The 23,925-nt window shown below is 54.7% G+C and carries 23 protein-coding genes; all 23 read right to left on the bottom strand.

Features of this window, described 5'->3' with window-relative positions; genetic code table 11:
* Positions 1–34 precede the first annotated feature (34 nt).
* Positions 35–736 (bottom strand): RNA polymerase sigma factor FliA, encoded by a 702-nt coding sequence (locus ELY25_RS02825; protein ID WP_126949768.1) that lies wholly within the window; start codon positions 734–736, stop codon positions 35–37.
* A 26-nt stretch (positions 737–762) separates the two neighbouring features.
* Positions 763–1,167: a flagellar protein FlhE gene (locus ELY25_RS02830; protein ID WP_126949769.1), complete on the bottom strand. Its 405-nt coding sequence runs from the start codon at positions 1,165–1,167 to the stop codon at positions 763–765.
* Positions 1,168–1,236: 69 nt separating this feature from the next.
* A complete protein-coding gene (locus ELY25_RS02835; RefSeq protein WP_126949770.1) occupies positions 1,237–1,797 on the bottom strand; it encodes a hypothetical protein in 561 nt (186 codons plus the stop codon).
* On the bottom strand, positions 1,794–3,959 hold the full coding sequence (gene flhF, locus ELY25_RS02840; protein ID WP_126949771.1) for a flagellar biosynthesis GTPase FlhF: 2,166 nt from the start codon (positions 3,957–3,959) through the stop codon (positions 1,794–1,796). Before flhF ends, ELY25_RS02835 begins: the two co-directional genes overlap by 4 nt.
* A 51-nt stretch (positions 3,960–4,010) precedes the next feature.
* Entirely contained in the window at positions 4,011–6,098 is a 2,088-nt protein-coding gene (flhA, locus tag ELY25_RS02845; RefSeq protein WP_126949772.1) for a flagellar biosynthesis protein FlhA, read from the bottom strand.
* Positions 6,095–7,264 (bottom strand): flagellar biosynthesis protein FlhB, encoded by a 1,170-nt coding sequence (gene flhB, locus ELY25_RS02850; RefSeq protein WP_126949773.1) that lies wholly within the window; start codon positions 7,262–7,264, stop codon positions 6,095–6,097. Before flhB ends, flhA begins: the two co-directional genes overlap by 4 nt.
* Positions 7,265–7,381: 117 nt before the next feature.
* Positions 7,382–8,077, bottom strand: coding sequence for a protein phosphatase CheZ (gene cheZ / locus ELY25_RS02855; protein ID WP_126949774.1), 696 nt, complete (start codon positions 8,075–8,077; stop codon positions 7,382–7,384).
* A gap of 42 nt (positions 8,078–8,119) precedes the next feature.
* A complete protein-coding gene (cheY, locus tag ELY25_RS02860) occupies positions 8,120–8,509 on the bottom strand; it encodes a chemotaxis response regulator CheY (RefSeq protein ID WP_126949775.1) in 390 nt (129 codons plus the stop codon).
* 53 nt (positions 8,510–8,562) lie between these two features.
* Positions 8,563–10,260 (bottom strand): methyl-accepting chemotaxis protein, encoded by a 1,698-nt coding sequence (locus tag ELY25_RS02865; RefSeq protein ID WP_126949776.1) that lies wholly within the window; start codon positions 10,258–10,260, stop codon positions 8,563–8,565.
* A 41-nt stretch (positions 10,261–10,301) separates the two neighbouring features.
* Positions 10,302–11,363 (bottom strand): protein-glutamate methylesterase/protein-glutamine glutaminase, encoded by a 1,062-nt coding sequence (locus ELY25_RS02870; protein WP_126949777.1) that lies wholly within the window; start codon positions 11,361–11,363, stop codon positions 10,302–10,304.
* Between the two features lie 95 nt (positions 11,364–11,458).
* A complete protein-coding gene (locus ELY25_RS02875; protein WP_126949778.1) occupies positions 11,459–12,325 on the bottom strand; it encodes a CheR family methyltransferase in 867 nt (288 codons plus the stop codon).
* Positions 12,322–14,490, bottom strand: coding sequence for a methyl-accepting chemotaxis protein (locus ELY25_RS02880; RefSeq protein WP_126949779.1), 2,169 nt, complete (start codon positions 14,488–14,490; stop codon positions 12,322–12,324). The genes ELY25_RS02875 and ELY25_RS02880 overlap by 4 nt, the downstream gene beginning before the upstream one ends.
* 55 nt (positions 14,491–14,545) lie before the next feature.
* Positions 14,546–15,826, bottom strand: a complete 1,281-nt coding sequence (locus ELY25_RS02885; protein ID WP_126949827.1) for a methyl-accepting chemotaxis protein — start codon at positions 15,824–15,826, stop codon at positions 14,546–14,548.
* Between the two features lie 125 nt (positions 15,827–15,951).
* Positions 15,952–16,449 carry a chemotaxis protein CheW gene (gene cheW, locus ELY25_RS02890; RefSeq protein ID WP_126949780.1) on the bottom strand — a complete coding sequence of 166 codons (498 nt, stop codon included), beginning with the start codon at positions 16,447–16,449 and terminating at the stop codon, positions 15,952–15,954.
* Entirely contained in the window at positions 16,446–18,509 is a 2,064-nt protein-coding gene (gene cheA, locus ELY25_RS02895; protein WP_126949781.1) for a chemotaxis protein CheA, read from the bottom strand. Before cheA ends, cheW begins: the two co-directional genes overlap by 4 nt.
* A gap of 43 nt (positions 18,510–18,552) precedes the next feature.
* Complete coding sequence (motB, locus tag ELY25_RS02900; protein WP_126949782.1) at positions 18,553–19,476, bottom strand: flagellar motor protein MotB; 924 nt, start codon at positions 19,474–19,476, stop codon at positions 18,553–18,555.
* Positions 19,473–20,342, bottom strand: a complete 870-nt coding sequence (gene motA / locus ELY25_RS02905) for a flagellar motor stator protein MotA (RefSeq protein ID WP_126949783.1) — start codon at positions 20,340–20,342, stop codon at positions 19,473–19,475. The genes motB and motA overlap by 4 nt, the downstream gene beginning before the upstream one ends.
* Positions 20,343–20,537: 195 nt before the next feature.
* Positions 20,538–21,095, bottom strand: a complete 558-nt coding sequence (gene flhC, locus ELY25_RS02910; RefSeq protein WP_126949784.1) for a flagellar transcriptional regulator FlhC — start codon at positions 21,093–21,095, stop codon at positions 20,538–20,540.
* Positions 21,092–21,424, bottom strand: a complete 333-nt coding sequence (flhD, locus tag ELY25_RS02915) for a flagellar transcriptional regulator FlhD (RefSeq protein WP_126949785.1) — start codon at positions 21,422–21,424, stop codon at positions 21,092–21,094. The genes flhC and flhD overlap by 4 nt, the downstream gene beginning before the upstream one ends.
* Before the next feature lie 105 nt (positions 21,425–21,529).
* Positions 21,530–21,823 (bottom strand): EscU/YscU/HrcU family type III secretion system export apparatus switch protein, encoded by a 294-nt coding sequence (locus tag ELY25_RS02920; protein WP_126949786.1) that lies wholly within the window; start codon positions 21,821–21,823, stop codon positions 21,530–21,532.
* Positions 21,807–23,039 carry a flagellar hook-length control protein FliK gene (fliK, locus tag ELY25_RS02925; RefSeq protein WP_126949787.1) on the bottom strand — a complete coding sequence of 411 codons (1,233 nt, stop codon included), beginning with the start codon at positions 23,037–23,039 and terminating at the stop codon, positions 21,807–21,809. The genes ELY25_RS02920 and fliK overlap by 17 nt, the downstream gene beginning before the upstream one ends.
* The gene (gene fliT / locus ELY25_RS02930) at positions 23,036–23,428 is read right to left on the bottom strand and encodes a flagellar protein FliT (protein ID WP_126949788.1); all 393 of its coding nucleotides are present in this window, start codon (positions 23,426–23,428) and stop codon (positions 23,036–23,038) included. The genes fliK and fliT overlap by 4 nt, the downstream gene beginning before the upstream one ends.
* Before the next feature lie 7 nt (positions 23,429–23,435).
* Entirely contained in the window at positions 23,436–23,852 is a 417-nt protein-coding gene (gene fliS / locus ELY25_RS02935; protein WP_126949789.1) for a flagellar export chaperone FliS, read from the bottom strand.
* Positions 23,853–23,925 lie beyond the last annotated feature (73 nt).

The raw sequence follows: 23,925 nt of genomic DNA on the forward strand, positions 1-23,925 counted from the left end.
CTCCTCGCCGGTTAAGGTAGATTAAAATAGCGACTCAGACCGCATCATTAAGGCGAGCGCGCAGACGGCTGATGGCCTGACTATGCAGTTGGGATACGCGAGATTCCGTTACCCCCAGCACAGCGCCGACTTCCTTCAGGTTCAGCTCTTCCTGGTAATAGAGCGCCATCAGAAGCTTTTCACGCTCGGGCAGGGCATCAATGGCCGCAATCAGGGTTTGCCGTTGCTGTTCGTCGAGCAACTGGTCAAACGGCAAGTTGCCGGCATCGAAGCTTACCGGTTCGCCGCCATCAGCCACCAGCTCCTCAAACGGGAGCAGTTGACCGCTATTGGTGTCGTTGAGCAGCTGTTGATACTCGCTAAGCGGCATCTCAAGCTCACGGGCAATTTCACCTTCTTCCGGCGGGCGACCGAGCTGTTGTTCCAGGCGCCTGACGGTATCGTCCACCGCCCGCGCTGCTCGCCTGACGCTGCGTGGCAACCAGTCCCGGGTACGCAGCTCATCGAGCATCGCACCACGAATGCGCTGGCTGGCAAACGTCGCAAAGCTTGCGCCTTGCGTTGCATCAAAGCGGCCTAGCGCCTCTAAAAGCCCCACCGTGCCTGCCTGAACAAGATCGTCAAGTTCAATGCTTGCTGGCAATCTGACCTGCAGCGTTAAGGCATGACGTCTCACTAGCGGCATGTACTGTGTTAGAAGCTCACGTTGTTGGATCCTGCCTTGTGCTGTGTACATCTTCTTGCCTCGCGGCTATGCAACTTTCACTGATAGTTCACAATGACTTGTAGTCCCTGTACGCGTACTGGGCGCTGACCGGGCCTTAAGTTGAAACGGAAATACAGCGGTTCATTCGCGTGCCTGCCTGCCAATTGGGTCACGGTACCGCGCATTCCGGACAGCGCAACGCACTGCTCAGGATGACAAAGCCAGGCGTTGACGGCACCGCCTGGCGGTGCGTCCAGGCGCCAGTGGATACGATCAATTACCCCCTCCTGGGCCAGCACACCGTTGGGCGGTGCGATTGGCTGGCTGCGGCTGTCCCGATCGCTCATGGCCACCATGACGCTCTGCACCTGGGCACTCCAGCTACCTGCAGCGTGTGCGGCACCGATAAGCCCCATGGCGAGCCAACAGCTGCCTATCACCTTTACATACCAGCTTAACATGCTTGATACATCCTCAAGGTTACGGGTCCTACCAAAGTTGTTCTCGCCAGCAGGCTTATAGCTGCCACGTTAACGCGCCAGCAACAACAGGTCAGTCGCCAGATAGTGGGCGGCCGCATCACGTAAATTATTCAATAACCCCTGGCGTGACAAATGAGGCTCATGCAGTGCCAGCAAACGCTGCGGCCCGCCATTTTCACGCGCCTCCCGCAATACGCGGTACATTTGCGAAAAAGCCTGTGCATCGCTGTTAATCCACAGCGCCCAGCGGGTATGTTGAGCGCTTAACCGGGCAAGATCAGGACCCGCCACGTTCACCAGGTGGATATCCCAATCATCGGGGCTGCCTGCCCAGGTTCGGCCAAGCTCGGACCACTGCACCAACCGGCTTTTTACCCGGCTAACCGCCTGCACGCCGTGCCCCGTGACGCCGATAATAAATAACGGTTTTTTTAGCGCTTGCCGGGCTGGCGCTGGCACCTGGGCCGCAGGCGTCCACTCAGGTTGAAGGGGCGCAGCGCTGGCTGGCTCGGCGTCCAATAGCCCGGAAGCGTCATCAGCGGTGTATGCGTGTTTCAACCGTTGGGCATCGGCCCACTGACGTAGCCCGGCGGCCTGATCCTGACTCATACGCCCACCTCTCGGCTGATGCTACCGAGCTGGCGAATCGCATCGCGAGCCATAAAAGCATAGACCAGCGCATCTAGCATGGCCGTATCACGGCGCTTGCGTCGCGTACCCAGAAGACTTAGCAGATCCGTGCGCAGGGCAAGGGCTGCCTCGTCATCGGCGATATCCAGGTGGCCCACGACAGCGGCAACGCCGCTGGCCATGAGTAGGCGCACCTCAGCGCTAAGATCGCCGCTATCACTCTCCTTGAGCTGCTGCCAGGCGCGCTTGGTTAACGCCGCAAGCCCTTCACTTTGCAACTGTGTTACCAGCAGTGGCAGTGCTTCGACCCCTTGTTGGGCAGGTGTAAGCCAGTAGCGCCGGGTGACCACCTTGGCGTTTTCAGGATCACGGACTTCACCGTACCAGGCGATCAGCTTATCGCCGGCGTCGCCATGCACCTCGGCATAGGCAGTCCATAACTGCATGGCCTGACCGCGAAAACGCACGTTAACGTGATGGTTAAGCGTGCTTTCATTAAACAGCCAGCGCAGCGTGGAACGCTCGCCGTGGAAGGATACCCGCTGCGTCGGTGCCACCAGACTGACCCAGGTCAACTGCTGGTCAGTTAGCCATTGCAGGGTGTCCAATGCAGGCAATACGGGAAGTAGATGCGTGCTGGCGCCGGTCTTTTCATGCTGCGCTTCCAGGCGGGCCTGCCAACCCGCAGGCTGACGATGCTGTAGACCGGGCAGCGCCAGCCAGGCGCCCTGCCCGTCGATGCCTATATCCGGCATGGCCCAATCACAGCCCCGCTCATTGCGCCGCGCCGCCCAGGCGATACTCTTGGCAGGTAAAGGCTTGGCCAATAGCTCACTCAGCTGAACATCCTGCAATCCGCCGGGCAGCGCGCCGATATCCCATGCCGCTTCAAGGGCAGCAAAGCCGGCAACCCGCCGGCGCAACCGTATGAGCAGCGATGATAGACGCCGCCCTTGGCCCAGCACGTCTCGTGACCAGCGTGGCATGCTGATCGGCGCGGCAAGCGTTGCGTGACCGGTTACCGACGCCTGGGTTTCCAGTGCCTGATTGATCAACATTTCAGGCACCGCGACACTCATGTCTTCCGGCACCTGCTGGCCATGAGAGCTGAACAGCACACGCATACCATGGCGGATAACGATATCCAGTACGGGGGCCAGGCGGCCTGCTTCGTCCTGTTTGGTGATGATGCAATCATTAAGCTCAGCGCCTGCGGCGCGTGCGGCCTGGCGATAGCGAAGCACTACTTCTTCGAGGGTTTCCGGTTGGCTGGCAGCGTTAAGCAACAGCACTAAGCGCACGGAGGAATGGCCACCCTGAAGGTGTGCAATCTGCTCAATCACACGCTGGTCGCGCTGGCTCATGCCTACCGTATCAATCATGACCCACTGCTTGCCCTGCAGACGGTTCAGCAAATCATCCACCGGCTGCTCGGCATCGAGTGCGTACATGGGCGTATCCAGCAGCCGGGCGTAGATTCTTAACTGCTCGTGGGCGCCGATACGAAAGCTATCAGTGGTGACCAGCGCCACAGGGCGTGTGCCGTGGCGCATGACAAAACGGGCTGCCAACTTGGCAGTGGTAGTAGTTTTGCCCACGCCGGTAGGGCCAACGAGGGCCACAATGCCGGTTTGATCGAAAAAGCTGGCTTCGTCATGCAGTACGCTGAGCCGCTCGGTGAGCTGTTGGCGCAGCCAGGCGAGCGGCAGATCGCTTTTTGCATCAAGTGCCTTGAGCGACTCAGGCAGCCCGGCGAGCACTTCATCGCCAAGCTCAGCGCTGAAGCCAACGCGGCTCAGCAGCTCGCGCAACTGCTCATAAATCCCGGCTGCTGACGGGGCTGGCCTTACGGAATGCGCGCTCTGCTGACGGGTCAACAGGGCCCGCATATCCTGCATTTCCCGCAGCAATCGCTCGCTCATGGCCTGCAGCGGGTCAGGCTCTCTAGCCGGCTCAGGCAAAGGAACAACGGGCGCCGAAGTGGCCTCAACAGACGTGAGCGCCTCATCGGCCATGGCCAGAATCTCAACGCCCTCGTCAATGCGCCGATTGGCTAGAATCAGGGCGTCATCTCCCAGGTTTTCGCGTACCTGGCGCATGACATCGCGACTGTTTGCTCCAACAAAACGCCTAACGCTCATGGCTTACCTTTTGTCTGTCAACATTGCCGGTGCGTTTATGTACAGCGATCATTAGCGCCCTCCCACCGACGTCGTTACGCGCAAGGTGCGGTCATCCGGAATCTCTGCTTGCGACATCACGACCATATGCCGTAACCGGCGGCGCAAAAAGCGCGACAATACACCCCGCAGGGAGTGTTGAACCACCAGTACCGGTGCTTCACCGCTACCCTCATGCTGCTCCAGCGCCTGGTGCGCCTGGGTCATCAGGGTGTCCGCCAAACCAGGCTCCATTGCCCCGTTACCGTTCATGGCCTGCATCAGAACCTGCTCAAGCTGTGCATCAAGGCCCATGACATTGAGGGTTTCCTGACCGGCAAACCACTGCTGGGTAATGGCGCGGCCAAGCCCGATACGCACCAGGGCGGTAAGCTCATTGGGATCTTTCTGCTGGCCAGCATATTCGGCCAGAGTATCCAGAATAGTGCGCATATCACGGATGGAGACATCTTCTTCCAGCAGGTTTTGCAGGATACGCTGGAGAATGGTCAAAGAAATCGCCTTGGGTACCACTTCTTCTACCAGGGATTTCTGATCTTCACCCAATTTATCGAGCAGCTTCTGAACCTCCTGGCGGCCGAGCATCTCCGGCGAATGACGGTGCAGCAAGTGGTTGAGGTGGGTAGCAATCACGGTGCTGGCATCGACCACGGTGTAACCATACACCTGGGCGTGCTCACGCTGATTGGTATCAATCCAGACGGCCGGCAGGCCAAAGGCAGGGTCCTGGGTGGCGGTGCCCTGCAGCTCGCCAGATACCTGGCCGGGGTCAATGGCCAGCCACTTGCCTGGAAGCGCTTCCGCTCGCCCGATTTCAGCACCTTTCATGGAGAGTACATAGGTGTTGGGCGGCAGCTCCAGATTATCGCGAATATGTACAACAGGCGGCAGAAAACCGACTTCCTGGGCAAACTTTTTGCGCACACTTTTGATCCGCCCCAGAAGCTCCCCCTTCTGGCGCGAATCCACCAGAGGAATCAAACGGTGGCCAACTTCCAGCCCAAGTGTATCCACCAGTTGAACGTCTTCCCAACTGGCCTCGGGGGTTTCCTGGGTCACCGATGGGGCGGCAGAGATTTCTTCCTGTACCTGGGTCTTCTGCTTGTGACGAATCAAGAACCAAGCCAGACCGCCTAAAAGCGCGGTGAAAATCAGGAATACCAGGTTAGGCATACCCGGCACCATACCTAACAGCCCCATGACCATGGCGGCCAAAATCAGTACCTGAGGGTTAACGAACAATTGGTTGAGCATCTGCTGACCAATATCCTCGCCCTGGTCGGTACTCACCCGAGATACCGTGACACCCGCTGCGGTCGAGATCACTAAAGCCGGAATTTGCGCTACCAGGCCATCGCCTATCGCCAGCAACATGTAGGTCTGGCCAGCAGCGCCAAAGCTCATATCGTGCTGCAGCATGCCAATCATCAAGCCACCGATGATATTGACCACCATAATCACCAAACCGGCAATGGCATCACCGCGTACAAACTTACTTGCACCGTCCATCGAACCAAAGAAATCAGCTTCCTGAGCGACTTCTGCGCGGCGCTTTTTGGCATCCTCTTCGCCAATTAAGCCAGCGTTCAGGTCGGCATCGATGGCCATCTGCTTACCGGGCATTGCATCCAGTGTAAAGCGCGCACCGACCTCGGCAATACGGCCAGCACCTTTGGTGATAACCATAAAGTTGATGATGACCAAAATCAGGAAGACCACCAGGCCAACAGCGAAATTACCACCGACCAGGAACGCCCCGAACGCCTCAATAACTTTACCGGCGGAAGCACCGCCTTGGTGGCCTTCCATTAACACCACACGGGTAGAGGCGACGTTAAGCGATAGGCGCAGCAGGGTAGTGAATAGCAACACTGCAGGGAAAGCCGCAAAGTCCAGCGGCTTCTGCGTAAACATGCTGACCATTAGCACCATAATGGCCAAGGCAATGTTAAAGGTGAAGAGTAAATCGAGCGCAAAAGGGGGCAAGGGCACAATCATCATGCCCAAAATCATCAGGATGAGCAGCGGCCCGACCAGCAGTTTCATGCGCACATCGCTCACCCAGTCACGCTGACCTATTAGCTGACTAAAACCTTTCATGGTTGTTGCGCCTCATTACCACCGGCGCCATGCCCGGGGGTTTCCAATTCCGGTGGAACCGGCAGATTATCGGGGGTTGGGGGCACCTCGCCTCCTTGTTGAGCAACGTGCTTCAAGCGGTAAGCCCAGGCCATGACCTCGGCCACGGCAGTATAAAGCTCAGCGGGCACCTCAGCCTCAAGATCCACGTGATGATACAGCGCTCGCGCCAGCGGCGCGGCTTCCAGACGAGGAATCCCTGCTTCCAACCCCAGCTCGCGTATTTTGGCAGCGACAGCATCGGCCCCCTTGGCGACCAGCCGCGGCGCACCCATGCTGCCCTCCTGATACATCAAAGCCACGGCGTAATGGGTGGGGTTGGTAATAATAACGTCCGCCTGAGGGACCTTGCTCATCATTCTGCCCCGTGCCATTGCCTGCTGCTGCTGACGAATTCGTCCTTTCACATGAGGATCGCCCTCTGACTCCTTATGCTCGCGCTTCACCTCTTCCTTGCTCATGCGGAGTTTTTTGGCGTTGCTCCATAGCTGAAAGGGGACATCCATCAGAATCACCACAATCAGCGAAAACACCATCAGTCCGGCGGCCTGTGCGGCCATGTTAAGCGCACTGGCCAAGGCTTGCTGAATGGGCTGGTCCATCAACGACAAAAACTTGCCAACGTTGAAGTACAAAAATGCCGACGCCACGCTGCCTATCAGGACCGATTTGGCAATCGCCTTGGCAAGCTCAATCAGCGCCTGGGATGAAAAAATACGCTTAACCCCCGCAACAGGGTTCAGCTTGGAAAGCTTGGGCTGCATGGATTTGGCTGACACAATCCAGCCGCCCAGCAACGCAGGTGAAACCAGGGCAACCACCGTAAGCAGTAAAAACAGCGGTGTCATAGCGATAAGCGTACGCTGTCCCAGATCCAGCGCATTGGTCAACATGGGTATCTCTTCCATGGCCTGGCGGCGCTCGAACAGAAACGCCTGCTCCATGACCATACCTAACTGGTCATAGAGCATCATGCCCATGCTCCACAACCCAATGACGCCACCCAGCAGAAGTAAAAACGTGGTCAGCTCGCGAGAACGCGGCACCTGCCCTTCCTCGCGGGCTTTGTCCCTACGCCTGGGCGTGGCCTCTTCAGTCTTTTCCTGGTCGCTATCGTTATCTGCCATGCTGCCACCCGGCCCGCTTTACGCGGCGCACCATAAATTCAGCCGCCCCAGGGGACGGCTGAACAAAGCGCTTATTTTGCCAGAGGCAGATAATTACAAAGTCTTAATAACGCCGCATTAAAAGCCTAATTCATCCAATAAGTCGTCTACCTGGTCCTGACCTGTGACGATATCGGGTGCATTATCCTTAATTTGCGGGCCGTTCAAGAGATCTTCATTACGCCGTGCGTTGTCGTTTTTCCACTGATCTTCCGCCTTGCGCTGCATGGTTTCCCGCACTTGAGCGCCCGGGACGTTGTCGATCAGCACTTGAACAAGCTGATGTTCGATCTCGCGGATCACATCCATCATCTTTTTGATCACCTGGCCAGTCAGGTCCTGAAAGTCCTGGGCCATCATGATCTCTAAAAGTTCCTTATTGGTCGCGGCGGTGATAGTCGGCACGTCGCTCAGGTAAGCACGCGTATCCTTAACCAGTACCTTAGCATCTTCTAGATCCTTGGGTGCTTCAAACCAGTCAGCCCACTGTTTATCAAGCCCTTCGGCACGCTCGGCCAACTGATCCTGAAGCGGCTGTGCCCGATCAATGGCATTCAGTGCCCGATCTGCCGCCTGCTCAGTCATGGTGGCTACATAGTGAAGCCGATCCCGGGCATCGGGAATAGCTTCCGCCGCTTTTTCGATCTCTTTGTCCAAACCCAACTCGCGCATATTGTCACGCAGCATGCGGGTAAGCTTACCGATGCGATGAATTAGATCTTCAGCGGCTTCTTCGGACATTTGGGCAGAGTCGGTCTGCTCATTCTGACTCATTACGGTGTCTCCTCGCTGACCGGGCCCTTGGGCCCAGCCGCTTTATTTACCCATTTTCTCGAAGATTTTATTCAGCTTCTCTTCCAGGGTAGCGGCAGTAAACGGCTTAACCACATAGCCGTTCGCGCCCGCCTGGGCGGCCGCAATAATGTTCTCTTTCTTGGCTTCGGCAGTCACCATTAGTACGGGCAAATGCTTCAGGGCGTCATCCTGGCGAATTTCCTTGAGCATTTCCAAACCGTCCAGATTGGGCATGTTCCAGTCGGAAACAACAAACTCAAAGTTGCCTGCCCGCAGCTTGTTCAGCGCATCCTGGCCGTCTTCCGCCTCATCGACATTGGTAAAACCCAACTCTTTCAACAGACTGCGTACAATCCGGCGCATGGTAGGAAAGTCATCGACTACCAGGAAACTCATATTCTTATCGGCCATTGGTCATCCTCTATTTAATGCACGTCACCAGGTGACGAGTTACTCAGTCAGGGTTAAAAGGCTTCCCACTCTTCGTGGTCGCTGTGGCTTGGCGCTGAACGTGTTGCCGGGGCAGCCGGTACGGTTTTCTTAACCGTTTTAGGCAATGACGCCGGCGCTTTCGTGGGTAAGGAAACGTGCTGAGAGCCTTGCGTGCCCAGTAGCTTGAACACGGCAACCGCTTCTTCCAGACGATTGGCCTGCTCTTCCAGCGAAGAGGCCGCGGCCGATGCTTCTTGTACCAGGGCAGCATTCTGCTGTGTTACTTGGTCCATCTGACCAATAGCGTGGCTCACCTGCTCGATACCATCGCTCTGCTCCTGGGAAGCTGCTGAAATCTCATCCATGATGTCGGTCACCCGGCGCACGGCTGTGACTACGTCCGCCATGGTGGTTCCCGCCTGCTCGACCAGGGTAGAGCCTTGCTTGATCTGGTTGACCGAGGCATCAATCAACGTTCTGATCTCTTTGGCAGCATCGGCACTGCGACTGGCCAGGTTACGCACTTCACCGGCGACCACGGCAAACCCACGCCCCTGCTCACCAGCACGCGCGGCCTCCACGGAGGCGTTCAAGGCAAGAATATTGGTTTGAAATGCAATGGAGTCGATCACGCTAGTGATATCGGCCACTTTTTGCGAGCTGCTCGATATGCCGTGCATCGTTTGAACCACCTGATCCACCACCTGACCGCCGTGCTCAGCCGTGGTTGAGGCGTCCGCCGCCAGCGTACTGGCCTGGCGGGCGTTATCGGCATTCTGTTTTACCGTGGCGGTCATCTCTTCCATGCTGGCCGCGGTCTCTTCAATAGAGGCTGCCTGTTGTTCGGTGCGCGACGAAAGGTCCGCGTTACCGCTGGCAATTTCCCGGGTGCCATAATGAATTTCCGAGCTGCCTTCACGCACCCGCGTCACTATAGTAGTCAAGTTTTGCTGCATGACGGCCATCGCGGTAAACAGGCGGCCAACTTCATTATTGCCCGCCTCCGGCAGCGGCTGGGTTAGATCGGCCTCGGCGATTTTATTCAAGCGCTTGACCGCATCATTGAGCGGTGCCGTCACCGTTTTTCGCAGGCCTATATAAATCAGCAGCGTAATAAGTAGCGCTACTCCCACCGCAATAGCGCCGATCAGTGTGAAGAGCCGGCCCTGTTCCTGCGCGTCAAGACGGATGGTATCGGTGCGCGCAAATGCATAATCAGTGAACGCGGTGGTGCTTTCAGCCAAGTTTGCAAGCGGCTCGACCAAAGCGTCGCGCAAATCGTTGTAGGTATTGATATCCATCTGTTCAAAACTTTCGTGCTGCTGCCTTACCAGCGCTACCACCTCACGAAAATTGACAATCAGCTCGGCGCCAAGGACCTCGCCTTGAGACGTGCGTGGCGTTGAAGCAAATTTTTCAAAACGCGTTTCGGCCCGCCCGATTCGGTTCTCCGCGATCGCTAACTGTTCGTTGGTCTGGCGCATCTGGCCGACCATCATATAATTCGATGCGACTTCCATGGCCAGCATGGCCTGATTAAGCAATGAGTCCGCTCGGTTAATCTCATTAAGCTGGTCGCCACTGATTCGGCTATAAATAGCCAGATTCTCTTGTGCGTTGCGATCCGATACAAAACCGATACCCGCTGTCACCACAATAAGCGTTGCAAAGCAGGCCAGCGCCGCTATGACAGTTGCATGAATACTCAGATTGCGCAGTAAACGCGTCATTAGATCATTCCCTCAGCCAAGCATTGTTATAGTAAAAAGGGTTATACCCGCTGGGCTCGCCCAGAGGCCGCCACCATGGCCATCAGACGTGCGGGAATATCATCAAGAGCCGCAACTTCCACTGCCCCGCCTACCGCAATTGCCTCACGCGGCATGCCGAAAACCACACAAGTGGCTTCATTCTGTGCAATGGTCGGCGCGCCAGCCTTGCGCATCTCCAGAAGTCCGACAGCGCCATCCTTACCCATGCCGGTCAAGATCACACCGATCGCATTACGCCCGGCATGTTCAGCGGCGGAACGAAACAACACATCGACGGACGGGCGGTGCCGGTTGACAGGCGGGCCACTATCCAGGCGGGCCACGTAGTTCGCCCCACTGCGCACCAGCTTAAGGTGCTGATCACCCGGGGCGATGTAGGCATGCCCGGGCAGTACGCGTTCGCCGTCGGTCGCTTCCTTTACCGTTATGCGACACAGCCGATCCAGCCGCTCAGCAAAGGAGCGGGTAAAGCCGCCCGGCATATGCTGGGTGATCAAAATAGCCGGCGCGTTGGCAGGCAAGGGTTCAAGCACGGCACGGATCGCTTCGGTACCGCCGGTGGATGCACCGATAATGATCAGCTTCTCGCTGGAAACCAGCGGGGCTTTTAACTGAGCCGGGGGAGGAGCATTTTTGTGCCGCGCCTGACGCGGACGAGAGCGCGCAGCCGCACGCAATTTTTCAGCAATTTCGTTGGCGTACTCCATCATCCCATGACGAATACCCAGGCTTGGTTTGGCGACAAAGTCGAGTGCCCCTAGTTCAAGCGCACGCAGGGTAATTTCCGAGCCGCTCTGGGTCAGCGATGACACCATCAACACCGGCATGGGACGTAAGCGCATCAAACGCTCAAGAAAGTCCAGGCCGTCCATACGCGGCATTTCAACATCCAGCGTCAGCACGTCGGGATTGTGTTGTTTAATCAAATCCCGGGCAACAAGAGGATCAGGCGCGACAGCAACCACTTCCATATCGGGCTGCGAGTTAATAATTTCGGTCAGCAGGTCACGAATAAGTGCCGAATCATCGACACACAACACTTTGATTTTGGCAGCGCTCAAAGCACGCCTCCTCTTGCAATTAACGCTTGATGTGCAGCTTCATGTGCGCGGGCTACCCCGTCTTGAGCGTATGAACAGCACGACAATGGCTTGAATTAGGCCCGGGTATATACCGTCTGCCCACGCAGCTTGAATGCATCACTGATGTACGAAAAGTTTTCCGAATGCCCTGCAAACAGCAACCCATCGGGCTTCATCAGCGGCGCAAATCGTTTAAGAATCTTTGCCTGCGTTTCCTTGTCGAAATAGATCATGATATTGCGACAAAAAATGGCATCAAACGGCCCTTTGACGGACCACTGGGGTGCCAGCAGGTTAAGCGACATAAACTCAACCAGTTCAGACACCTCAGGGCGTACCCGGGCAAGCCCTTGGTGCTGCCCGGTGCCTTTCTGGAAAAAGCGCTTAACACGCGCTTCATCAAGTTTGCGTACCTGCTCTTGCGGGTAAATGCCCGCACGCGCGCGGCTTAACGCATCCGTATCGATATCAGTGGCGATAATTCTGGCCTGTGCGGCTTTAGGGCCCAACGTTTCCAAAAGCGTCATGGCCAGCGAGTAAGGCTCTTCGCCGGTTGAGGCTGCCGAACACCAAATGGTTACCGGGCCTGGCTTTTGGCGGATATGCTCTGCCAAAAGGGGAAAGTGGTGTGCTTCCCGAAAAAACGCGGTCAGGTTAGTGGTCAGTGCATTAGTGAATGCCTCCCACTCCTTTGCCTCAGGCTGACGCTCCAGGCGTACAAGGTAATCGGTAAAGCGCGTCATGTTGTGGTGCCTTAGCCGCTTGGCCAGCCGGCTATACACCATTTCACGTTTATGCTCTGCCAATACGATGCCTGCACGCTGATAGATCAATTCACGAATACGTGCAAAATCAGCATCTGTGAGTACCAAATCCCGTTCTATCTGGTTGCCAGACGACCATTGGCTGGCATCGACACCCCGTTCGCGTTGCTCGGTCAAAATGCTTCCCATTCCTCTATTGGTGTCACTTGGCGTCTTTCAGATGGCACGGGTGTTGAGGTGCGCTCTGTAGAACCAGCGAGCTTGGGCGCTTGCTTAGCAGTTGATGTCGTTGCTAAAGCTAAGGGGCGCCCAGAGCTTTGGTGATTAAGTCTAAATGCCTCGACCGATAGCGCGAGCATGCTTGCCTGATGCTCCAAAGCGACGGCGGCGCGTGCTGTTTCCTGAACCCGAACGGCATTTTGCTGTGTTGCCTGATCCATATCTGCCACCGCCTGATTAACCTCAGCAATACCACTGCTTTGCTCTTCAGAGGCGGCCGAAATTTCATACATAATCTGCGTGACACCGCGCGCTGCTTCAGCCACATCGCTAATCGCAGCTTCGGCTTTTTCGACCAGCCCGGCGCCTACGGCGACTTCCTGATTTGACCCGTCAATCAGTCCGCGAATTTCCTGGGCGGCGCCTGCGCTACGGCCAGCCAGATTTCGCACTTCTTCTGCCACGACGGCAAACCCACGACCATGCTCGCCCGCGCGTGCGGCTTCGACCGAGGCATTCAACGCCAGGATATTGGTTTGAAACGCAATGGAGTCGATAACGTTGATAATATCGGCCATTTTTTGCGAACTTTGTGTTATGCGCTGCATGTTGTCGACTAGCTGCGTCATTAGCTCGCCCGTTTGCGAAACCCGTGTAGTGTTATTATCGGCAAGGCGGCGCGCTTCTTGAGCATTCTCGCTATTTTGACGCACCGTTGTGGTCATTTCTTCCATACTGGCGGCGGTCTGCTGCAGTGAAGCGGCCTGCTGATCGGTACGCGAGGAGAGTTCCTCATTGCCGCTGGCAATATCCTGAGCGGCGGGGGTAACAATATTGATGCCGCCTTTGACATCACCGATGATGCTGCTCAGGCTTTTACGCATGGCATTGAGCGCATCAATAAGCTGGCCCACTTCATCATGGCGACGCTTGGGAGTTACCGCCGCCAAGTTGCCTCCGGCAATTTGTAACGTAAACTGAGAGGCGCTTTTCAAGGGCCGCACAATGGCCTGCAGGGTAAACATGCCAATTAAAACCAGCAGCAATAAGCCAATACCCAGCACTACTGCCTGGAAGGTAATAATAGTGTTCTGCCCCTGATGAGCGTCGGCGGCCATTATTTCGGCGGCCTGCTGTTTTTGAGCAATTAGTTGATTCACGCTTTCCGATAATGCCCGCCCTTCATCTGACATGACGCTAATCACGGCGTCTAGGCCGATAAAGGCCTCATAGATCTCTTCAGCTTGCAAAATGCTGGCAGCCTGAATCATTCCATCATTTAAAAATGTCTGTAGCTGGTCATCAAACACATCGGCTAGCGGCGTGGCATTCACCGGGCGTGAGTAATAGGCCTGCCATACGCTTGCGACCTCTTCAACGCGCTGCTCGATCGTTTGGCCTATATCAAAGCGCTGATTGATCAGTTGCATCCGCTCAGGCTCAATGATTCCCTGGCGCGTATTGGCAATCGTCTGATCGATTTGCTGGAGTCTGATAACATCGCGCAGGCCATCGCTATTGAGCTGTTCCAGACGCTCGCTGGACGCCTTCAAACCATAAAGACCCAAACCGCCACTCATTAGCAGTAAGGCACCGGCGACGATAATCATGCCGGCCAGCTTGGCGCGCACGGTAGTAAACTGGATGTTTTTCAGACGTTGGCCAATGCCCCGCTGACGCAGACGCCCCTTATCCAGATAGAGGCGTTTATTGCGGCCTTCGCGTATTTCGGCATAGGCTTGTTCGGCGCGTTTGATAGACTCACGCGACGCTTGAACACGCACCGAGGCATAGCCCACTACTTCGTCATTTTCAATAATTGGCGTCACGCTAGCATCGACCCAGTAGTGGTCGCCGCTTTTGCAGCGATTCTTCACCAGCCCACGCCACGTATCGCCAGCCTGTACGGTTTGCCATAAGTTTTCAAAGGCCGCTGATGGCATATCGGGGTGGCGAATCAGGTTATGAGGAGCCCCAATCAATTCATCGTGCGTAAAGCCGCTTATTTCAATAAAAGCGGGATTCGTGTAGGTAATACGGCCTTTCAAATCCGTGCGAGAGACTAAAAAATCGTCTTCTTTTAACTCAACTTCGCGCTGAGAAATAGGCTGGTTATTGCGCATTTTTAATGCCTTATTGTTTATACGTTATGAGTGGCATCATTTAGCCGAAGACGATTTAAAAGGCTTCCCAGGCATCGCTATCGGACGCATTTGCGGTGGCGATAACGGGCGAAGGCCGGGAGGGTAAAGCAGGCCTTAATAGCGTGCTGGATGAACCGGCCGAGGAAGTCGCACCAGAAGGCGCCAGTTGAAAGCGTTCAACGGCGTTTCTCAGTCGGGCGGCTTCGCTTTCAAGTTCATTGGCGCTATGCGCGGCATGCTGAACAAGCTGAGCATTTTGCTGAACCACTTGGTCCATCTGTGCCACCGCTTGATTGACCTGGCCAATGCCGTTGCTTTGTTCCTCTGATGCTGCGGCAATTTCATCCATAATATCGCTGACCCGCTGGACAGCATCGACCAGCGCCTGCATGGTTTCACCCGCTTGATTAACGCGCTGGGTACCGGTACCCACTCGGCTAAGCGAAGTATCAATAAGCGTGCGGATCTCTTTGGCGGCGTTAGCGCTACGGCTAGCCAGGCTGCGCACTTCTTGCGCTACCACGGCAAAGCCCTTGCCATGTTCGCCTGCCCGAGCGGCTTCGACTGATGCATTAAGTGCCAAGATATTGGTCTGGAACGCGATATTATCGATTACGGTAATAATGTCGGCTACCTGATGGGAGCTGGCGCTGATGTCCTGCATCGTCTCAACGATTCCACCTACTTCCTCGCCACTTCGGCGTGCAGTCAGCGTAGCGTTTTGCGCCAGTTGACTGGCTTGGCGTGCGTTATCGGCGTTATGGCCAACCGTTGAGGCAAGCTGCTCCATGCTGGAGGCGGTCTCTTCAAGCGAAGAGGCCTGCTGTTCGGTACGCGAGGAGAGATCATTATTGCCGCTAGCAATTTGCTGGGAGCGCTCAAAGATTGAAGCGCCACTACTGCGCACCACACCGACCGTTTCCGATAACGATGCCTGCATGTGCGCCATGGCGATGTACAAGCGGCCAATTTCATTATTTCCCGGTGCGGTAATCCGCTGGCTTAAATCCCCCTGCGCCATCAGTTCAAAATAACCTACCAGGCGATCCAGCGGCCTTAGAACATTACGAGTAACACCCCAGATGACCGCTATTACGGTGATGGCCGTAATCAACACAATGGCGATCAGGGCCCAGCGAATACGTGCAGAGAACTCGGTAAAAACGGCCTGCTGTGCCTGTCCGTCACTAACCGCCTGCATGATGGTTGCCCCATGCTGCAGGGCATAAAAACCGATGCCACATGCCACGATCACCAGCAATGAGAAAGAGGCAAGTACAAGCCCCCAACTAAGTCGTACGGTCATATTGCCCATTAACTGCCGCATTAGCTGTGTCACCCTTGTGTCTCCTAACACAACATCACTCGCAGGCGTTTTCCCTAACGCATGGGTAAGTCTTTTGGTTAGACAGACACGTTCCCTGTGTCTTTTATGGAGAATTAACGGTTGCTGGTGCTATCTACCAAGGCCATTTCTTCGCTGGTCAGTAGCTTATCGATATCCACCAGTACCAGCATGCGATCATCCAGGCTGCCTAGCCCGCTCAGGAAATCGGAGGATAGGGTGACGCCAAATTCAGGAGCAGGCTTGATCTGATCTGGGGTAAGCGTCATGACATCAGAAACGCCGTCAACTACGATGCCCACGACACGATCAGCCACGTTAACCACGATAACGACGGTTTGGCCGCCATACTCGACGCTTTCCAGATGGAACTTGATGCGCAGGTCAACAATGGGAACGATCACGCCACGAAGATTAGTGACTCCCTTGATAAAGTCAGGCGCGTTGGCAATGCGCGTAACATTTTCGTAACCCCGGATCTCCTGCACCTTGAGGATATCGATGGCGTACTCTTCTTCACCTAACGAAAACACCAAAAATTCGCGACTTTCAGCTTCGGCGGCTAGTACCGCCCCATTAGTTGCCTGACTCATGACGGCTCAGCCTCCTTATAGAAAGAGTAATGTTGATTATTAATGATTTTGCCCGCTTCTTTCTTGACCCTGCTCAAGCGATGCAATCCTGTGATATCCAGAATTAATGCCACGCTGCCATCACCCAGAATGGTAGCCGCTGAAATTCCCGGCACCTTGCGATAGTTATCTTCAAGGTTTTTAACAACGACCTGCTGCTGGCCAATCAATTCATCAACCAGCATGGCGTAACGGCGCCCTTCGCCCTGAACGATGACGGCGATACTTCGCGTCGGGTCAGTAATCGCATTTTCTACATCCAGCACTTCATGAATTGCGATCACGGGCAGGTACTCGTCGCGCACCTTTAAGACAACATCATCTCCCGCCATGGCATACATGTCGTTTTTGGTCGGCTGCAAGGACTCAAGCACGGTAGACAACGGCAGAATAAAGGTTTCCCCACCGACCTTGATTGACATGCCATCCAGTATCGCAAGCGTCAGCGGCAGCACAATTCGGGTGTTGGTGCCTTCACCTAATTTGGACTGGATTTCAACGCGGCCGCCCATTCCCTGAATATTACGCTTGACCACATCCATGCCCACGCCTCGACCCGAGACGTCGGTCACGGCTTCGGCGGTCGAAAAGCCTGGCGCAAAAATCAGCTGATAGACTTCTTCGTCGGTCATGGTGTCAGAGACGTTAAGCCCATTTTCCCGCGCTTTGGCTAGCAGGCGCTCCCGATCCATACCGGCGCCGTCATCACGCACTTCGATCAGGATATTGCCGCCCTGATGACGGGCAGACAGGGTTAGTTTGCCGGTTCGCGGCTTGCCCAGCGCCTCACGCTTGTCCGGCATTTCTATACCGTGATCAAGGCTATTACGCACCAGGTGGGTTAACGGGTCAGTGATGCGCTCGACTAGGCTTTTATCCAGCTCGGTGGACTTGCCTTCGGTCACTAGCTCAATCTCTTTACCCAGTTTGCCTGCCGTATCACGTACCACGCGGGGGAAGCGGCTAAACACGAACTCCATGGGAATCATGCGGATAGACATGACCGCTTCCTGGAGATCCCGGGCATTACGCTGTAAAAGGCTCATGCCGTTTTGCAGCGAGCTGTTACCTACCGACTGATCTTCAAGATCGCTGACCGTCTGATCCAGCATTGACTGGGTGATGATAAGTTCACCCACCAGGTTAATGATCTGGTCAACCTTATCTACCGACACGCGAATGGACGAGGATTCGGCAGCGGCCTTCTTGGGTTTGGCAGCGGCTTCCTTGCGTTCACTCTCAACGGGCGGCTGAGGCTTCGCAGCGGGTTCAGCAGCAACCGGGGCTGCTGGCGGTGTCGATACAGTCGGTGCAGCACTCACCGGGACGGCTGTCTGGGCGCGATCAGTTACTTTAATTTCGATCTGTTCTGGTTCGATAATAAAGCACATGACGGCTTCAATATCATCGGCACTGCTATCGCCGTTTAAAATGACTTCATAGCGCTTGTCATCACCGGATTGCGTCTGAATCTCACCCAGCTGCTCAAGCTCTTCCACCAGCAGCGTGCGATCCTTTTCGCTCACGTTGAGCAGGGCCACCACCAACTGATGTTCACTAGCCGAAGAGGCTGAGGGCTCTTCTGTCTTGAAAAGGGGGGCAGGCGGTGCGGCCGGAGCCTCTAGCGTTTGGCCAATTTCTTCTAAGGCTATCTGCTGTAGGGTTTGGCAAATCCGCTCGTACGCCTCTTGATCCGGCGCTTCCTCGTTGCGATAGGCATCGAGTTGCTCGTGCATGATGTCTTTAGTCTCTAGAAAGGTATCAACGAGGTCGGCACGCAAGGTAAGCTCTCCCTTACGCGCATGATCCAGCAGGTTTTCGAAAATATGCGTGGTTTTCTGCAGCACGCTAAAACCAAAGGTTCCTGCTCCTCCCTTGATTGAATGCGCAGCGCGGAAAATAGCGTTTAGCTGCTCGCCATCTGGATTATCAATGTCGAGTTCCAGCAAATGCTGCTCCATATCAGCGAGCAGCTCTTCAGCCTCTTCAAAAAAAGTGTCAAAAAAGTCCGCTATATCCATGCCCCACTCCACTCTAACGTCATATTTTTGTCACCGGTCAACATCATTCCGACGTATCGTCCGGTGAAGTATCTTGTGGCACGTCTTCTACCAACTCGTTGGCAGAGGTAGGCGTCGGGATATCGGTTCCCATGGTGCCAGGATTACGAATCGCCTCTGCGATTTCGGGCAGCAAGACGATTAGCTCAATACGGCGATTGACCGGATCCGTCGGCCCGGTATCAGGTAACGGCACACGATCGGCAAAGCCTGACACACGCAGCAGTTGATCAGGGTCGAGACCACCAGCGACCAGTTCCCGACGCGATGCGTTGGCACGATCATTGGATAACTCCCAGTTGCTATAGCCACGATAACCGCCCGCATAAGGCACGCTGTCGGTATACCCCCCGATACTCAGGTCATTGGGCAGCTCATTTAACAAGGGGGCCATCGTGCGCAATAAATTTCGCATATACGGCGCGACTCTATTACTACCCAGCTCAAACATGGGCCGCTGCTCCGTATCCAGCAGCTGAATGCGCAAACCTTCCCGAGTTAGATCAAAGCGCATCTGGTCGCGCAGCTGACGAAGCTCTGGGTCTTGCTCAATCGCTCGTTCGATGCGTTCCTGAAGATCAGAAAAAAAGCGTCGTTCCTGCATGCTGGGCCGGGTGTGCTGCATGACATCAATCCGCGCTCTTTCGCCATCGCTATGAGTGGGGTCTGGGCCGCCGCCGGGGATAACGCGAGTACTGCCGGACTGGTCCCCCCCGGTAATCGCCGTCACCAGCGGGGTGCTGAAATACTCGGCCACGCCGCGCCGTGTTTCCTCACTGGAAACACTTAAAATCCACATGACGAGAAAGAGTGCCATCAGGGCAGTCATAAAGTCCGCAAGCGCAATTTTCCAGGCGCCCCCGTGGTGTGCATGCACCACTTTTTTACGCCGGATAACAATCGGGCGCTTATCGCTTCCCTTGCTCATGCACCACCGACCTTCTTGGCATCTTTCACATAATCTTCAAGTTCGGTAAAAGTGGGGCGCTCAGCGGTATATAGCGCTTTACGGCCGAACTCAACGGCCAGCTGTGGCGCGTAGCCGTGCAAACTCGCCAATAATGTTATCCGGATGCATTGCATCATTTTTTCTGCTTCCTGGGCTTGCCGACCTGCGAAGCTGGCGATAGGGCTAATAAAGCCATAACCCATTAAAATACCCAGGAAAGTTCCAACCAACGCGTGGGCAATCATTTCACCCATCTGATCGGGACTTGCATCAGCATAGGTCAGCGCCTTAATTACCCCCATAACTGCCGCCACAATGCCGAAGGCGGGCATGGCGTCGCCCACTTTTGCAATAGCGTCGATTGGGATGTGGGCTTCTTGTTCAAACACTTCGATTTCGTGCAGCATCAGCTCATCAATTTCCATAGGCTCCATGCCGCCACTCACCATCAGGCGCAGGTAATCCGTCAGGAAAGTCATGACATGAGGATCAGCTAATACAGTAGGATGCTCTTGAAAAAGAGGGCTTTCTTGAGGGTTATCGATATCTCGCTCTATACCCAGCATTCCTTCACGACGAATTTTCGACAATAGCTTGTACTGCATTGCCATCACTTCCATGTAGAATGCTTTGTTATATTTTTTTGCTCCCCTGAGCCTGGGCAATAGCTTAAATGTGGCTTTTATGGCTTTGATATTGTTAGCAGCAATAAATGCACCAACGCCAGCCCCGCCAATAATGAGTAGTTCAAGTGGTTGGTATAAAGGACCTAGGCTGCCGCCTGCCAGCACATAGCCACCAAATACACATAACAAAACGACTACATAGCCTAGAAGTATCAGCACAAGCAGAGTCCTTGCGGTGTTTCAATATTAAGTAGGGGAACTAAAATTTAGCCATCTGTTCTGATGGTCAGGTGTCGTTCCGGCTCAAGCACAAATTAGCCTCATCATACTAGTGATGATGTGCAGTTTAATTAAAAAGTACCGCCGCATTTTACCGCTATCTATGCGTTAAAGGCTTGCTTAGCAAATGCTTTATCAAGCATTGTTAGCGTTATTCTTTTCTTCCTGAGCACGCTGTGATTTACGCGTCTTGCCTGCTCGAGAAGGCGGTTGGCAAATACCGCAAACGTAGCCACGCGCAGGGCTGTGCGCATGTGCAACAAAATCCCCGTCACAGCGCGTACATTTATTCATTTGAAGCAGGTCACTTTCAAAAAAACGCACTAGCGTCCAGGCGCGCGTCAAGCCAAGCACTGGCTCTGCACCCTCTAGCATCATCTGCTCGTCATAAAGCCGATAGGCTTTTACAAAGGCTTCAATCCGCTCACAGCACGTATCCTTACGCAAACTGGCGTAGATATTGTAAAAAAGCGAGGAGTGGACATTGGGCAGCCAAGTAATGAACCAGTCTGCCGAAAAAGGCAGCATGCCCTTTGGCGGCGACACCCCACAGACTTCTTTATAGAGTTTAATCAGGCGCGTACGGCTTAACTCGGTTTCCGTTTCCAGCACCTGAAGACGTGCACCTAGCTCAATCAGCTCTATTGCCAGCTGTACTTGGTGCATTTCATCGACCAAGCTTTTCTGGCTCACCCCTCATCTCCCAGCGGTAATGATTCAAATGTGTCGCACGCTAACAGCAATGATGCATGCAGACCGGCTAACCCCTGATCCCGCGGATTCTGCGTTACCTGTCGCAGCCGTTGAGCACTGGTCTGACTGAACCGACATATCAGTTGGTTAGTGCGTGCCAACTTCGTTAGTTGGCGTGCACTAAGCGTTGATAACAAGTCAGCCATATCGCCATCTATTTTTAAACGAAACAATGCTGCTTCGCGGTCTTCACTTAACAGGCGCTGCGCGAGAAGCAAATAAGCTAAGTTTATTTCTTGAATTTCATCGAGAAAATTAGTGTGACTCATAGTGTTCCATCAAATGGCACAGGCGCAGTTTTGTAACCATTATACGGGCGCCCTGATGACTTTTTCCTTACCCAACATCATGGTTGCACACTATATCTGCATTGGCTACTTGGTTGGGTTTCGTAGTTCCAACCCTTCTCCCGATAACTCAAACACCCATACCAGTAGCTCAGCCACCACCTGATAAAGCTGGGGTGGTATTTCAGTGTCTAAATCTAACTGCATCAAAAGCGCGACGATTTCAGGCGCATCATGCACATAAATTCCCTGACGTTGAGCCTCGGCCATAATACGTTCAGCAAGCTCCCCGTAGCCTTTTGCCACCACGCGCGGCGCACGTTCATTTTCCTGATAGGCAAGTGCCACGGCTTGGCGGCGGCGCTCATCCGGCAAGGTCATTGTTACGCTCCTGCGGTATGTACCGCGCACGTACTTGGACCCTCTCCAAATCCAGAGCAGTCAAACGCTGCTCTAACGCGGGTATGCCTTTTTCAAGATATTGGTGGGTGGCGCTATCGGCCGCTGTTAAGTCAATACTTAACACCGCTCGATAAAACCACAAAGAGACGCTAAATGCTCCCACGTTAGGTACTTCCAGGCGCATTTCAGAACGCCATCCATCATCTGAATCACTGCTTTCTCGTTGATCCTCCTGAGTTTTATCACGAGCCGGCAACTGAATTACCAATGCCATAAAAATTCCAGCCCACACGTCACCTTCCCAACGAAGGGTAGGCGTCACTAGCATATCCAGCTGTTGGCGCACCAAGCCCTGCAAGCTTTCATGAACAATCTCGCGATGGCCGCGTATTTTCAAGTTATCGACTTCGTCCGTAAAGGCAAGGGCATCGCGAGATGCAAGGCCTGCACCGCCCTCAGGGACAGTCGAAACGTTGTTCATCTGAGCAGGCGCGGCACTAACCGCATTAGGCATGCCAGAAGAGGTTGTGACGGCCCCATTGTACATATATAGCAACGTACTACCCGGTAATATCAGCCTGCTTGAAGGTAACTCCGCAGTTGCGCCAACCAATGGCATTCCAGATGGCGATGACACGTTGGGTGGTAACAACATTGTGGGTGGTACTACAGACCGTGGTCCAGGTTGCATTTGCGGCTCACGTAGCAGCTGCTGGCGAGGCACATCGCCTTGAAACCAACGCTTTAAGTGCGCCTCATAAAATAGTCCACTATCGCGCACGCTCGCCTCCAGACGCTCGGCGACCACCCCTACTGCCGGCGGCTCTTGTGCGGTTAACAAGGGCGCGGCGGGGCGTATAACAGGCGCAGGTGCAGGGAAGCGCAATAAGACATCCGCGATAGTACGCGCCGCTGGACTAAAGTGGGTTTGCGTTGACCCAGGTGGTGCACCTGAAGACTCCCCCCTTGCCAGCAATCGCTCACCATTAGGCAATTCCGGCAGGCGTCTTAGATCATTTAACGTACCTGACACGGCACGGCCATCCAGGCTTGAATCCCCCGGCAGGGCACGCGGCCCCTCGCCAGGTGGAATAGCCTTGACCGGCTCACTTAACGCGCGCTGGAGCGACACCTCACCCTGCCGACCCAATACCTGGTGCATCAGTGTATCGATCAGGGGTGTAATTCCACTCACGCATCTACCCCATCATCGCTATGCATCTGGGCGCCCTGCTGAGGCGCATAGGCACGATGTAAATCACGCTGGCGCTGGGAGACGCCAATCAGCTTGCCCAATTCATCGCGTCTGGCAACCAAGCGGCGACGAATTTCCACGTCATATTCTAAAATATCTTCAAGTAGCCTCGCCTTACGCTGCCTGCCCGATTCGTCTAGTATCACTCCACTATCAAGTTCATGTAATCTTTCTACCAGCATGACGTAGTGTGTGCGCTGTTCGATCAGCTCTTCCCACTGCTCAGTACTGGCCAGTTTGTGCATTTGAGATACGTGAACCAGCAACCCTTCATACGCGTCTAAAAGCGCGTCTTGTGTGGCGTTGTGGGCATTTACGGAAGCTGCCATGGTCGCCTCATGCGCTTTGCTGCTGGCCGATTTCACGCCATGCGGAGGCGATATTTTCGAGCAACTGCTCTGCTTGATTTAAACTCTCTTCATCATTGCGAAGATTAGCGGTAAGTAATAAGCGTGCAATATAGTCATACAGCGATGCCAATCGTTCAGCGATATCGCCGCCCTTTTCTTGATCAAGTGCGGCCGCAAGTCCGTTATTGATAATATCCAGCGCCTTGGAAACTGCTTTGCCCTTCTCGCTCGTATTACCGGCCTGCATATGGATACGGGCGGCACGAATGGCCGTTTGCGCTCCCTCAAACAGCATTACAATAAGCTTGTGCGGATCAGCTGACATAACGCCGCTTTCTACGCCAACGCGTGCGTAAGCATTAGCACCGCGTCCGTAGGCAGCATTGCCGCGAGAGTATGTCATTAGCTAAAGCTCCTTATATATGGCGGCGGTTGACTAAACGCCAATCATCGCCACATGCTTTTCATCATCAATT

This window comes from Vreelandella populi (assembly GCF_003989825.1).
GTDB classification, from domain to species: Bacteria; Pseudomonadota; Gammaproteobacteria; order Pseudomonadales; family Halomonadaceae; genus Vreelandella; species Vreelandella populi.

Coding starts and splice junctions, on each gene's coding strand:
- ELY25_RS02825 (WP_126949768.1), bottom strand. CDS start 736: ATGTACACAGCACAAGGCAGGATCCAACAACGTGAGCTTCTAACACAG.
- ELY25_RS02830 (WP_126949769.1), bottom strand. CDS start 1,167: ATGTTAAGCTGGTATGTAAAGGTGATAGGCAGCTGTTGGCTCGCCATG.
- ELY25_RS02835 (WP_126949770.1), bottom strand. CDS start 1,797: ATGAGTCAGGATCAGGCCGCCGGGCTACGTCAGTGGGCCGATGCCCAA.
- flhF (WP_126949771.1), bottom strand. CDS start 3,959: ATGAGCGTTAGGCGTTTTGTTGGAGCAAACAGTCGCGATGTCATGCGC.
- flhA (WP_126949772.1), bottom strand. CDS start 6,098: ATGAAAGGTTTTAGTCAGCTAATAGGTCAGCGTGACTGGGTGAGCGAT.
- flhB (WP_126949773.1), bottom strand. CDS start 7,264: ATGGCAGATAACGATAGCGACCAGGAAAAGACTGAAGAGGCCACGCCC.
- cheZ (WP_126949774.1), bottom strand. CDS start 8,077: ATGAGTCAGAATGAGCAGACCGACTCTGCCCAAATGTCCGAAGAAGCC.
- cheY (WP_126949775.1), bottom strand. CDS start 8,509: ATGGCCGATAAGAATATGAGTTTCCTGGTAGTCGATGACTTTCCTACC.
- ELY25_RS02865 (WP_126949776.1), bottom strand. CDS start 10,260: ATGACGCGTTTACTGCGCAATCTGAGTATTCATGCAACTGTCATAGCG.
- ELY25_RS02880 (WP_126949779.1), bottom strand. CDS start 14,490: ATGCGCAATAACCAGCCTATTTCTCAGCGCGAAGTTGAGTTAAAAGAA.
- ELY25_RS02885 (WP_126949827.1), bottom strand. CDS start 15,826: ATGGGCAATATGACCGTACGACTTAGTTGGGGGCTTGTACTTGCCTCT.
- cheW (WP_126949780.1), bottom strand. CDS start 16,449: ATGAGTCAGGCAACTAATGGGGCGGTACTAGCCGCCGAAGCTGAAAGT.
- cheA (WP_126949781.1), bottom strand. CDS start 18,509: ATGGATATAGCGGACTTTTTTGACACTTTTTTTGAAGAGGCTGAAGAG.
- motB (WP_126949782.1), bottom strand. CDS start 19,476: ATGAGCAAGGGAAGCGATAAGCGCCCGATTGTTATCCGGCGTAAAAAA.
- flhD (WP_126949785.1), bottom strand. CDS start 21,424: ATGAGTCACACTAATTTTCTCGATGAAATTCAAGAAATAAACTTAGCT.
- ELY25_RS02920 (WP_126949786.1), bottom strand. CDS start 21,823: ATGACCTTGCCGGATGAGCGCCGCCGCCAAGCCGTGGCACTTGCCTAT.
- fliT (WP_126949788.1), bottom strand. CDS start 23,428: ATGGCAGCTTCCGTAAATGCCCACAACGCCACACAAGACGCGCTTTTA.
- fliS (WP_126949789.1), bottom strand. CDS start 23,852: ATGACATACTCTCGCGGCAATGCTGCCTACGGACGCGGTGCTAATGCT.